This window comes from Curtobacterium sp. YC1 (assembly GCF_016267665.1).
In the GTDB taxonomy this organism is placed as follows: domain Bacteria; phylum Actinomycetota; class Actinomycetes; order Actinomycetales; family Microbacteriaceae; genus Curtobacterium.
The window spans coordinates 1,749,492-1,761,646 of the sequence record NZ_CP066341.1; the positions used below are offsets into that span (position 1 = coordinate 1,749,492).

Annotated in this window: 8 protein-coding genes; 7 read left to right on the top strand and 1 reads right to left on the bottom strand. The window is 70.7% G+C overall.

The genetic code is table 11. The features are described 5' to 3' along the window. Nucleotides 1-152: 152 nt before the first annotated feature. A complete protein-coding gene (locus I8920_RS08295; RefSeq protein ID WP_198655928.1) occupies nucleotides 153-1,127 on the top strand; it encodes a COX15/CtaA family protein in 975 nt (324 codons plus the stop codon). Between the two features lie 562 nt (nucleotides 1,128-1,689). Here I8920_RS08295 and I8920_RS08300 read toward each other — a convergent pair. Next, nucleotides 1,690-2,616, bottom strand: coding sequence for a heme o synthase (locus tag I8920_RS08300; RefSeq protein ID WP_198658681.1), 927 nt, complete (start codon nucleotides 2,614-2,616; stop codon nucleotides 1,690-1,692). Between the two features lie 424 nt (nucleotides 2,617-3,040). Here I8920_RS08300 and tkt point away from each other — a divergent pair, with 424 nt between their 5' ends. The 6 genes from tkt to pgl all read left to right on the top strand — a co-directional run bounded on the left by tkt (nucleotide 3,041) and on the right by pgl (nucleotide 11,359). Then, nucleotides 3,041-5,134 carry a transketolase gene (tkt, locus tag I8920_RS08305; RefSeq protein WP_198655929.1) on the top strand — a complete coding sequence of 698 codons (2,094 nt, stop codon included), beginning with the start codon at nucleotides 3,041-3,043 and terminating at the stop codon, nucleotides 5,132-5,134. A gap of 141 nt (nucleotides 5,135-5,275) precedes the next feature. Then, nucleotides 5,276-6,388, top strand: coding sequence for a transaldolase (tal, locus tag I8920_RS08310; RefSeq protein ID WP_198655930.1), 1,113 nt, complete (start codon nucleotides 5,276-5,278; stop codon nucleotides 6,386-6,388). After that, nucleotides 6,388-7,986: a glucose-6-phosphate isomerase gene (locus I8920_RS08315; RefSeq protein WP_198655931.1), complete on the top strand. Its 1,599-nt coding sequence runs from the start codon at nucleotides 6,388-6,390 to the stop codon at nucleotides 7,984-7,986. The genes tal and I8920_RS08315 overlap by 1 nt, the downstream gene beginning before the upstream one ends. A 22-nt stretch (nucleotides 7,987-8,008) precedes the next feature. Continuing rightward, nucleotides 8,009-9,547, top strand: a complete 1,539-nt coding sequence (zwf, locus tag I8920_RS08320) for a glucose-6-phosphate dehydrogenase (protein WP_198655932.1) — start codon at nucleotides 8,009-8,011, stop codon at nucleotides 9,545-9,547. After that, a complete protein-coding gene (locus I8920_RS08325; protein WP_198655933.1) occupies nucleotides 9,544-10,488 on the top strand; it encodes a glucose-6-phosphate dehydrogenase assembly protein OpcA in 945 nt (314 codons plus the stop codon). The genes zwf and I8920_RS08325 overlap by 4 nt, the downstream gene beginning before the upstream one ends. 100 nt (nucleotides 10,489-10,588) lie before the next feature. Further along, a complete protein-coding gene (gene pgl / locus I8920_RS08330; RefSeq protein ID WP_198655934.1) occupies nucleotides 10,589-11,359 on the top strand; it encodes a 6-phosphogluconolactonase in 771 nt (256 codons plus the stop codon). Nucleotides 11,360-12,155: the final 796 nt, after the last annotated feature.

Consider the following 12,155-nt stretch of genomic DNA (forward strand, 5'->3'; position numbering starts at 1 on the left):
TGCTCCCTCGCAACGACAATGGTTCCACGCAGTCCGTGGAGTGATCGGCGATCACGGCCCATTCGGAGCCGGCGCCTGCCTAGACTTGACTGCTGCTGAACCCTCGAATCCTACAGGTTCACTGCACGGAACAACAGGAAGGCACCACCCTCGTGACACGCGTCGGATCCCCCGTCGAGCAGGACGTCCGGACCGGACGGTGGTGGTCGCTCCCCCGCGTCGTCGACCGCCGGGTGGTCGCGCTGGCCTGGGCGTCGTTCGTCGTCGAGGTCGTGCTCATCGGCACCGGCGGCCTCGTGCGCCTCACCGCATCGGGCCTCGGGTGCCCGACCTGGCCCAAGTGCACGGCCGACTCGCTGGTCTCGACGCCCGAGATGGGTGTCCACGGGGTCATCGAGTTCGGCAACCGGCTGCTGACGTTCGTGCTCGTGATCGTGGCCGTCGCGATGTTCCTTTCGGTGGTGCGGATGCTCCGGACGCGTCCCGAACTCTTCTGGCTGGCGTTCGCCCAGGGCGTCGCGATCCCGGTGCAGGCCGTCATCGGCGGCATGAGCGTCTGGACGAACCTCAACCCGTTCGTGGTCGGTCTGCACTTCGTCGTCTCGGCGGCGCTCACCTCGGTCACCGCCGCCCTGGTCTACCGCACCTCGAACGGTCCGCGCACCGACGAGCGCCTGGTGCCCGGTTGGTACACCGGCGTCCTGCGCGGCACGATCGCCGCCGTCGTCGTCACCGTCCTCGTCGGCATCCTCACCACCGGCAGCGGACCGCACGCCGGTGCGGACGCCGCCGTCGACGGTGGTCGACTGCACCGCACCGGGTTCGACCCCGCGGTGATGGAGCACCTGCACGCCTGGCCCGCCTACGCCCTCTTCGCACTGACCCTCGTGCTCGTGGTCGGTGCCGTGCGGCTCGGTCGCCCGAGCAGGTGGCCGCTGCTGCTGCTCGTCGTCGAGTTCCTGCAGATCGCGGTCGGCCTGACCCAGGCGCGGACCGGGCTGCCCGTCGGGCTCGTCGGCACGCACATGGTGCTCGCCGGGCTGCTCGTCGGCGCCGTCACGGTCGTGGCGCTCTCGACGCGTGGTTCGGCCGGCCGCGCGGCCATCCGGGAGCCCGTTACCGCCTGACGCCCGGGCGCGTCGCGCGCTCGACACCGGTTCTCCGACACCCCACGAGTCGATCGTCTCGTGGGGTGTCGTGCGTCCGGACCGCGCCGGGCGGTGGGTGCCGACGCGGGACGACAGTGTCGTCGTCGCACGACATCGGTTCTGTCGCGGTCCCGTGTGCGCGGGTCCGGTGCCGCGCTCGGACGACACTGTCGTCGTCGCACGACATCGGCGTCGTCGCACTGCGTCCGCCCCGCGGCCGACGGTCGCGGCGCCGGCCTGGAGGCCCGTGGCGGGCCCGCACCGCGCCTCCAGGCCGACGCGTGCACAGCGCGAGACGCCGGCGTCACGGTGGTGGGTGCCTGGAGTGCGACGGGGGACGCCGGCGTCACGGCACGGCACCGTCGGGTGTGCGGCGGTGGACGCCGGCGTCACGGCGGGACGCCGCCGAACGTGCGAGACGCCGCCGGCAACGGCGGCGTCTCGGCGGCAGGGCGGCGCATCGGGACGACGCCGGCGTGTCAGCACGGTGCCGGCGTCTCAGCACGACGCCGGCGTCGAGCGCCTGCCCGCGCCCGCGCCCCTAGAAGGTGAAGACCTGCGGCAGCAGCGGGTCGATGCCCACCGCGATGAACAGCAGCGTCAGGTACGTGATCGAGCTGTGGAAGACGCGCATCGGCTGCACGTGCTCGACGTGCTGGATCGCCCGCGAGTACAGCCGGTGCGACTCGACGACGAACCAGATGCCGCCGGCCAGCGCGACCACGGTGTAGAGCGGGCCCATGTCCGCCACCGGGATGAGCAGCAGCGAGCAGACCAGGGTCGCCCAGGCGTACAGCACGACCTGCAGGCCGACGACGGTGCGGCCGCGCACGACCGCGAGCATCGGCACGTCGGCGGCGTCGTAGTCGTCGCGGTACTTCATCGACAGCGGCCAGTAGTGCGGCGGCGTCCACAGGAAGATCACCATGAACAGGATGATCGGGGTCCAGGTCAGCGAACCGGTCACGCCCGCCCAGCCGATGAGCACCGGCATGCAGCCGGCCGAGCCGCCCCAGACGATGTTCTGCGGCGTGCGGCGCTTGAGCCACAGCGTGTAGACGAACACGTAGATCAGGATCGCGACGACGCTCAGCGCGGCGGCGAGCCAGTTCACCAGGAACCCGAGCACCGCGGTGGACAGGATGCCGAGCACCCACGAGAACACCAGGGCCTCGCGGTCGGACAGCTCCCCCGTGACGAGCGGGCGCGTGCTCGTGCGCTTCATGAGCCGGTCGATGTCGCGGTCGATGTAGCAGTTGAAGGCCGACGCCGACCCCGCCGACATCGCACCGCCGAGCATCGTCCAGAAGACCAGCCACAGGTCGGGCACGCCGCGCTCGGCGAGGAACATCGTCGGCGCCGTGGTGACGAGCAGCAGCTCCATCACGCGCGGCTTCGTCAACGAGACGTACGCACGGACCTTGCGGGACAGCCGCGACCGGGGTCGGTCGGTGTCGGGCCGGGTCACGGTGGCAGTCGGCAAGGGAACCTCAGTCTGTTCGCATCAGCTCGCACACTCGGTGGACGACTGCGGCGGCGTCCGGGCATGCGCTGACCCGGAATGACCACGGGTCCCGACCAGTTTACGGGATGGAAGCGCCGCGATGGTGCCCCGCTTCGCCGTCCGGACCGGATCCGGACGACGCCGACACGCCCGAGCCGCTGTCCCAGCCCGGTCCCGACGCGCACATCGGGGGTCACCTGAACCCCTTCTGAGTGCCGGGTCACTATGCTGGAGAGGCCCTCCCGCAGTGCGCGCCCCGATGACGTCGGCCGCGATGAGCCGGTCGGCCGCCGCTCGACGGCGACACGACTCGGTCCCGGGATGGCCACATGTCCGTGCGATGGCACGAGCCCTCGCACATGTCGCATCAAGAAGGGTCAACATCCAAGTGGCTGAATTCACCTGGGACGCCATCGACCGGAAGGCCGTCGACACGGCCCGCGTTCTCGCCGCCGACTCGGTCGAGGCCGCCGGCAACGGTCACCCCGGCACCGCGATGAGCCTCGCTCCGCTCGCACACCTGCTCTTCCAGAAGGTGATGCGGCGCGACCCGAGCGACTCCACCTGGATCGGCCGCGACCGCTTCATCCTCTCCGCCGGTCACGCCTCGATCCTCCAGTACGTGCAGTTCTACCTGCACGGCTACGGTCTCGAGCTCGAGGACCTGCAGCACCTGCGCAAGTGGGGCTCGAAGACCCCGGGTCACCCGGAGTACGGCCACACCGACGGCGTCGAGATCACCACCGGCCCGCTCGGCCAGGGCCTCGCCTCCGCCGTGGGCTTCGGCTACGCGCAGCGCTTCGAGCGTGGTCTGTTCGACCCGGAGACCGCCGACGGCGAGTCGCCGTTCGACCACTACACCTACGTGATCGCCGGTGACGGCGACATGCAGGAGGGCGTCACGAACGAGGCCGCCAGCCTCGCCGGCCGCCAGCAGCTCGGTCGCCTGGTCGTCTTCTACGACTCGAACCAGATCTCGATCGAGGACGACACCGACATCTCCTTCTCGGAGAGCGTCCCGGACCGCTACGAGGCGCTCGGCTGGCACGTCCAGACCGTCGACTGGAAGCAGACCGGCGAGTACTCCGAGGACGCCGAGGCGCTCTTCGCCGCCGTCGAGGCCGCCAAGGCCGTCTCCGACAAGCCGTCGCTCATCGTCCTCAAGACGATCATCGGCTGGCCGTCGCCGACCAAGCAGAACTCCGGCAAGATCCACGGCTCCGCGCTCGGCGCCGACGAGCTGAAGGGCCTCAAGGAGGTCCTCGGCTTCGACCCCGAGAAGACCTTCGACGTCGACCCCGAGGTGCTCGAGTACACCCGCGGCGCGATCGCCAAGGGCCAGGAGCAGCACGCCGAGTGGCAGAAGAGCTTCGACGCGTGGGCCTCGGCCAACCCGGAGAAGAAGGCGATGCTCGACCGCATCAACGCGGGCGAGCTCCCCGAGGGCCTCGAGGAGGCGCTCCCCGTCTTCCCGACCGACAAGGCTGTGTCGACCCGCGCCGCCTCCGGCAAGGTCATCAACGCCATCGCGCCGCTCATGCCCGAGTTCTGGGGCGGTTCGGCGGACCTCGCCGAGTCGAACCTCACCACGATCGAGGACGCCAAGTCCTTCGGTCCGGCCGAGGCCTCGACGAAGACCTGGAGCACCGACCCGTACGGCCGCGTGCTGCACTTCGGCATCCGTGAGCACGCGATGGGCTCGATCCTGTCGGGCATCGTCCTGCACGGGAACACCCGCCCCTTCGGTGGCACGTTCCTCATCTTCAGCGACTACATGCGCCCGGCCGTCCGTCTCGCCGCGCTCATGCAGGCGCCGGCGATCTACGTCTGGACGCACGACTCGGTCGCGCTCGGCGAGGACGGCCCGACGCACCAGCCGATCGAGCAGATCTCGTCGCTCCGCGCGATCCCCGGTCTCGACGTGGTCCGCCCCGCCGACGCCAACGAGGTCGCGTACGCCTGGTTCGAGATGCTCAAGCACACCGACCGCCCGGCCGGCATCGCGCTGAGCCGCCAGAACCTGCCCGTGTTCGAGCGTGGTGACGGCGACGCCTCGGGCGAGGTCTTCGCTTCGGCGAAGAACGTCGGCAAGGGCGCGTACGTCCTGGCCGAGGCGCCGAACGGCACCCCGGACGTGATCCTCATCGCGACCGGTTCCGAGGTCCAGATCGCCGTCGAGGCGCGCGAGCAGCTCAAGGGCGAGGGCGTCAACGCCCGCGTCGTGAGCGCCCCGTCGCTCGAGTGGTTCTTCGAGCAGCCCGAGTCCTACCGCGAGCAGGTCCTGCCGAAGGCCGTCACCGCACGCGTCTCGGTCGAGGCCGGCATCGCCATGAGCTGGCGCGACATCGTCGGCGACAAGGGCCGCAGCGTCTCGATCGAGCACTTCGGTGCCTCGGCCGACTACCAGACGCTCTTCAAGGAGTTCGGCTTCACGACGGAGCACGTCGTGGCCGCCGCGAAGGAATCGATCGCGGCTTCCTGATCCCTCGAGGGCCGGGTCCGGTTCACCGGATCCGGCCCTTCGTCCGGGAGGCCCGGCGCGGTCCCGCCCCGGGCCTCCCGTCCCCAAGACCCCGACACCACGGCCCGTCCGGGCCGGTCGACGAAAGAAGAAGAGAAACACATGGCTGACACCACCCCCACCGCCGCCCTCTCCGCGGTCGGCGTGAGCATCTGGCTCGACGACCTCTCCCGTGAGCTCCTCGAGACCGGCAAGCTCACCGAGCTCATCGAGCAGAAGAACGTCGTCGGTGTGACGACGAACCCCACCATCTTCGCCTCGGCCCTGGCCAAGGGCGAGCGCTACGACTCGCAGGTCAAGGAGCTGGCGGCCGCCGGCACCGACGTCACCTCGGCGATCTTCGAGATCACCACGCAGGACGTCGCGAACGCGTCTGACGTGTTCAAGCCCATCTACGACGAGACCAAGGGCTTCGACGGCCGCGTGTCGATCGAGGTCGAGCCGGGCCTGGCGCACGAGACCGCCAAGACCATCGAGCAGGCGAAGTTCCTGTTCGAGAAGGTCGGTCGCGAGAACGTCCTCATCAAGATCCCGGCGACGCTCGAGGGCCTCGAAGCCATCACCGAGGTCATCGGTGCCGGCATCTCCGTCAACGTCACCCTCATCTTCTCGCTCGAGCGCTACCGCGCCGTCATCGACGCCTACCTCGGTGGGCTCGAGAAGGCCAAGGCCGCCGGCCACGACCTGTCGAAGATCCACTCGGTCGCCTCGTTCTTCGTGTCGCGCGTCGACTCCGAGATCGACAAGCGCCTCGACGCCGTCGGTACCGACGAGGCCACGGCCCTCAAGTCGAAGGCCGGCATCGCCAACGCGCAGCTCGCCTACCAGGTCTGGACCGAGGCGTTCGCCTCCGAGCGCGCCCTCGGCCTGCTCGAGTCCGGTGCGAACACGCAGCGCCCGCTGTGGGCCTCCACCGGTGTGAAGGACCCGTCGCTGCCCGACACGCTCTACGTGACCGAGCTCGCGGCGCCGAACACCGTCAACACCATGCCGGGCAAGACGCTCGACGCGACCTTCGACCACGGCGAGATCCACGGCGACGCGATCGCGGGCTCGTTCAACGACGCGCAGCAGGTCCTCGACCAGATCGCCGCGCAGGGCGTGGACTACGACGAGGTCGTGGCGCTGCTCGAGAAGGAGGGCGTGGACAAGTTCAACGTCTCCTGGGGCGAGCTCGTCGACACCGTGAAGACCGCGCTCGAGGGCGCCAAGTAGTGACGGTTTCCATCGCAGCCAGCGGCGACGCCGCGCGGGCCATCGACCAGGTGGTCCCGCGGCTCGTCGCTGACCTGGTGGCCTCGGGCATCACCGCCCAGGACGCCGACCTGTGGGGATCCGACGCCGAGGCCGAAGCGTCGAAGCGCCTCGGCTGGGTGGAGGCCGTCTCGGTCTCCCGCCCGCTCGTCGCCGAGGTGACCGCGCTGCGCGAGTCGCTGCGTGCCGACGGGGTCGACCACGTCGTCCTCGCCGGCATGGGCGGCTCGTCCCTGGCGCCCGAGGTCATCACCCGCACCGCCGGCGTGCCCCTGACGGTCCTCGACTCGACGGATCCCGCCCAGGTGCGTGCCGCCGTCTCGACCGACCTCGAGCGCACCGTGCTCGTGGTGTCGTCGAAGTCCGGCTCCACGCTCGAGACCGACTCGCAGCGTCGCGTCTACGAGCAGGCGTTCCGCGACGCCGGCATCGATCCGGCCCGTCGCATCGTGGTCGTCACCGACCCGGGTTCCGCGCTCGAGGCCACCGCGGTCGACGCCGGCTACCGCGTCTTCACCGCCGACCCCACCGTCGGCGGCCGCTACTCGGCACTCACGGCGTTCGGTCTCGTGCCGTCCGGCCTCGCCGGAGCGGACATCGCGGCGCTCCTCGACGAAGCCGACGCCATCTCGGCGCTGCTCTCCGTCGACCTCGACGAGAACCCCGGGCTCGTGCTCGGCGCGGTCCTCGCCGGCACCGCGCCCCTGCGCGACAAGATCGCCATCGTGCCCGACGGCACCCACATCGTCGGGTTCGGCGACTGGGTCGAGCAGCTGATCGCCGAGTCGACCGGCAAGGACGGCCGCGGACTGCTGCCCGTCGTGCTGCACCCCGACTCCCCCGAGGTCACCGCCGGCCTGCCGGACGTCCAGGTCATCCGCCTGGTCGGCTCGCGCGAGGACGAGCGCCACGTCGCCGAGGGCGAGGTCGAGATCACCGGCACGCTCGGTGGCCAGATCCTGGTCTGGGAGTACGCGGTCGCGATCGCCGGCCGACTGCTCGGCATCAACCCGTTCGACCAGCCGGACGTCGAGGCCGCCAAGGTCGCGACCCGCGCGCTGCTCGACGACCGCCCCGAGCCGGCGGAGCCGGCGTTCACCGAGGACGGCGTCGCCGTCCGTGCGACGCCCGGACTCGCGGTCGGGACGACGCTCGCAGAAGCCGTGTCGGGCCTCCTGTCCGCACTCGACCCCACCGGCTACGTGTCGGTGCAGGCGTACGTCGACCGCACCGCGCACGGCGACCTCGAGTCGCTGCGCGACGCGATCGCGGCGCGCACGGCGCGCCCCGTCACCTTCGGGTACGGCCCGCGCTTCCTCCACTCGACCGGCCAGTACCACAAGGGCGGCCCCGCCACGGGAGTGTTCCTCCAGATCGTGGCCGACGAAGCGGAGGACCTGGCCATCCCGGGTCGACCGTTCACGTTCGGGCAGCTGCTCCGGGCCCAGGCCGCCGGCGACGCGAGTGTCCTCGCCGAGCACGGCCGGCCGGTCCTCACCCTCACGACGTCGGACGTCGGTGCCGCCACAGCGGCGATCACGTCCGCCGTCTCCCACTGACCCGTAAGGAGTTCACCGACTCATGTCACCGGTGGCAATCACCCCGGAGCACAACCCGCTCCGGTTGCCGACGGATCGCCGACTGAACCGGATCGCGGGACCGAGCACGCTCATCATCTTCGGCGTGACAGGAGACCTGTCCCGCAAGAAGCTGATGCCCGCGGTCTACGACCTGGCCAACCGGGGGCTGCTGCCCCCGGGGTTCGCGCTCGTCGGTTTCGCCCGTCGCGACTGGGAGGACCAAGACTTCTCGCAGCTCGTGCACGACGCCGTCAAGGAGCACTCCCGGACCCCGTTCGACGAGGACGTCTGGCGTCAGCTCGAACAGGGCATCCGCTTCGTGCAGGGCTCGTTCGACGACCCCGAGGCCTTCCGTGAGCTGAAGCGCACGGTCGACGACCTCGACGCCGAACGCGGCACGCTCGGGAACCACGCGTTCTACCTGTCGATCCCGCCCAAGATGTTCCCGGTCGTCACCGAGCAGCTCAAGCTGTCCGGCCTGACCGAGAAGCGCGAGGGCTCCTGGAGCCGCGTGGTCGTCGAGAAGCCGTTCGGCTCCGACCTCCGCACCGCCCGCGAGCTCAACGCGATCGTCGAGAGCGTGTTCGCGCCCGACGACGTGTTCCGCATCGACCACTACCTCGGCAAGGAGACCGTCCAGAACCTGCTGACGCTCCGGTTCGCGAACCAGATGTACGAACCCATCTGGAACTCGAACTACGTCGACCACGTGCAGATCACGATGGCCGAGGACATCGGCGTCGCCGGACGTGCCGCCTACTACGACGGCATCGGTGCGGCGCGCGACGTCATCCAGAACCACCTGCTGCAGCTCCTCGCGCTCACCGCGATGGAGGAACCCGTCTCGTTCAAGGCCGCCGACCTGCGCGCCGAGAAGGAGAAGGTGCTCTCCGCCGTGCGCCTGCCCGAGGACCTGTCGACGGCGACCGCCCGCGGGCAGTACGCCGGCGGCTGGCAGGGCGGCGAGAAGGTGCTCGGCTTCCTCGACGAGGCCGGCATGGACCCGGAGTCCGGCACCGAGACGTACGCGGCGATCAAGCTCGACATCGCCACGCGACGCTGGCAGGGCGTGCCGTTCTACCTGCGCGCCGGCAAGCGCCTCGGCCGTCGTGTGACCGAGATCGCGATCGTGTTCAAGCGCGTCCCCGAGGACGTCTACGGCAACACGCAGTCGCCGCTCGGTCAGAACGCACTCGTGATCCGCGTGCAGCCGGACGAGGGCGTCACGCTCCGCTTCGGTTCGAAGGTCCCCGGCGTCGGCACCCAGGTGCGCGACGTGACGATGGACTTCGGCTACGGCCACGCGTTCACCGAGGCATCCCCCGAGGCGTACGAGCGACTCATCCTCGACGTGCTCCTCGGTGACCCGCCGCTGTTCCCGCGGCACCAGGAGGTCGAGCTCTCGTGGAAGATCCTCGACCCCATCGAGGAGTTCTGGGCCACGCAGGGCCAGCCCGAGCAGTACCGTCCCGGCACGTGGGGCCCGGCATCCGCCGACGCCCTGCTCGCCCGTGACGGTCGGACCTGGAGGCGTCCGTGAAGATCGACATGCCGGACACCACGGTGTCCAAGATCCAGAAGAAGCTCGTCCACATCCGCGAAGAGGGCGGCGCAGTCGCCCTCGGCCGTGTGCTGACCCTCATCATCTCGACGGCCCTGGGCCATGAGGAAGAGGCGATCGAGGCCGCGAACGAGGCGTCCCGCGAGCACCCGATGCGCGTCATCATCGTGTCGAAGAACGACGGGGACACGAAGTCGCCCGGTCGTCTCGACGCGCAGATCCGCGTGGGTAGCGACGCGGGCGCCAGCGAGGTCATCGTGCTGCGCGCCTACGGGGAGACCGCGACCGACGAGGAGAGCCTGGTCACGGGCCTCCTGCTGCCGGACGCGCCCGTCGTCGCCTGGTGGCCGCAGAACGCTCCGGCGCAGCCGGCGGCCTCGGCCCTCGGCCGGATCGCCCAGCGCCGGATCACCGACGCCGCAGCGCAGAAGGACCCCGCCACGGCGATCGAGGCCCTCGGGGCGTCGTACGTGCCGGGTGACACCGACTTCGCGTGGACCCGGTTGACGCTCTGGCGGAACCAGCTCGCCGCGGCGCTCGACCAGCCGCCGTACGAGCCGATCACCGCGGTCGAGGTCTCGGGCGCGTCCGACAGCCCGTCGACGTTCCTGCTCGCCGCCTGGCTGCAGCTGCAGCTCGAGGTAACGGTGTCGGTCGTCACGTCGCCCCGCGCGACGGGGTCGAGCGGCATCCACGGCGTCACGCTGACCCGCGAGTCCGGCACCATCGAGCTCGAGCGGTCCCTGGTGGACGTCGCGACGCTCTCGATGCCCGGGCAGCCGACGCACGACCTGTCGCTGCCACGCCGCAACCTGCGCGACTGCCTGGCCGAGGAACTCCGTAGACTCGACCCGGACGTCCTCTTCGGAGACGTCGTCAAGCACGGGGTGGCCCAGCTGCGCGAGACCATCGCCGGCTGAGCCCCACCCCACACGGTCGGGCCGCCTGTCTGGTGCAGGCGGCCCGACCGGACCGGAGCTGGTCGGATGACCGGTCGGCCGCCACGAACACGGGAGTCACGTGACCAACGAACGGCGGGTGCTCGTGCACCCGGACAAGCAGGCCCTCGGCGCGTCGGTCGCCGCACGCTTCATCACGAAGATCATCGACGTCCTCGACGAGCAGGAGCGCGCCGACATCGCCATCAGCGGCGGCTCCGTTTCGTCGCTCGTGCTCGCCGCGATCGCCCAGTCGCCGGCGCACGAGAGCGTCGACTGGTCGAAGGTGCACGTCTGGTGGGTCGACGAGCGCTGGGTGCCCGCGGGTGACGCGGACCGGAACACCACCGGCACGCAGACCGACTTCTTCGACCACGTCGACATCCCGGCCGCGAACATCCACCCGATGCCCGCCTCCGACGCCGGGATCGACATCGAGACCGCCGCCACGCAGTACGAGCAGGAGCTCCAGCAGGCCGCGCCCGAGGGTGCGGTCGCGCCCCGCTTCGACATCACGCTGCTGGGTGTCGGGCCCGACGGCCACACGGCATCGCTCTTCCCGGAGTTCCCGCAGCTCACCGTCACCGACCGCGCCGTCGTGTCGGTCGACGACTCCCCCAAGCCGCCGCCGCAGCGCCTGACGGTGACCTTCCCCGTCATCAACGCGTCGCAGCGGGTCTGGGTCATCCTGTCCGGTGCCGAGAAGGCGTCCGTCCTGGGCCTGGCCCTCGCCGGTGCGTCGGTCGACGACGTCCCGGTGGGCGGGGTGCAGGGCCGCAAGCGCACGGTCTTCTTCGTGGACCAGGACGCCGCGCGCGACGTGCCCGAGAACCTCATCGCGTCGACGTACTAGACACGCGACCTGCCTGACGGGAGGCCCGGTGCCAGCTGGCACCGGGCCTCCCGTCCGTCTGTGGTCGCGTGATGGCGGGGTCGCGGGATCGGCGGGTGGTCGCGACACCCCGCTCGTGTTCGCCGAGGTGTCACGAACCGTCGTCTCACGCCGATCCAGCCGACACAACGTGCGACGTCGGCGCGTCGCGCGCGGCATGTCGTGGCCGCTCGGCGCGCCCCGGCTCGGCGTTCGCGCCGCCTATCGCCCGGTCGGGACACGCCATCGGCACGACGCCGAGGTCGCACGAACGGTCGCCATGCGTCGGCGCAGGCGACACGAAGTGCGACCTCGGCGCCAGGCAGGCGGCACGTCGTGACCGCTCGGTGCGCCCCGGCCCGGCGTTCGCTCCGCCGGTCGCCCGGATCGCGACACGCCGCCGGCACGATGCCGTGGAGGCAGGAACTGTCGCTCGGCGCCGGCGCAAGCGACACGAAGTGCGACCTCGACGCATCGCGCGCGGCATGTCGTGACCACTCGGCGCGGCCCGTCGCCCGTCCGACCGTTCGACCTGGTCGACCGGTCGGGACACGCCATCGGCACGACGCCGAGGTCGCACGAACGGTCGCTCGGCACCGCCGCAAGCGACACGACGTGCGACCTCGGCACCAGGCACGCGGCACGTCGTGACCACTCGGCTCGGCGCGGCTCGTCGGCCGTCCGACCGTTCGATCGGTCGCGACATGCCGTCGGCACGACGCCGAGGTCGCACGAACGGTCGCCATGCGTCGGCGCAGGCGACACGAAGTGCGACCTC

Bases quoted from the DNA above. Each gene is read 5' to 3' on its own strand.
- tal (WP_198655930.1), top strand. From the start codon at position 5,276: ATGGCTGACACCACCCCCACCGCCGCCCTCTCCGCGGTCGGCGTGAGC.
- zwf (WP_198655932.1), top strand. From the start codon at position 8,009: ATGTCACCGGTGGCAATCACCCCGGAGCACAACCCGCTCCGGTTGCCG.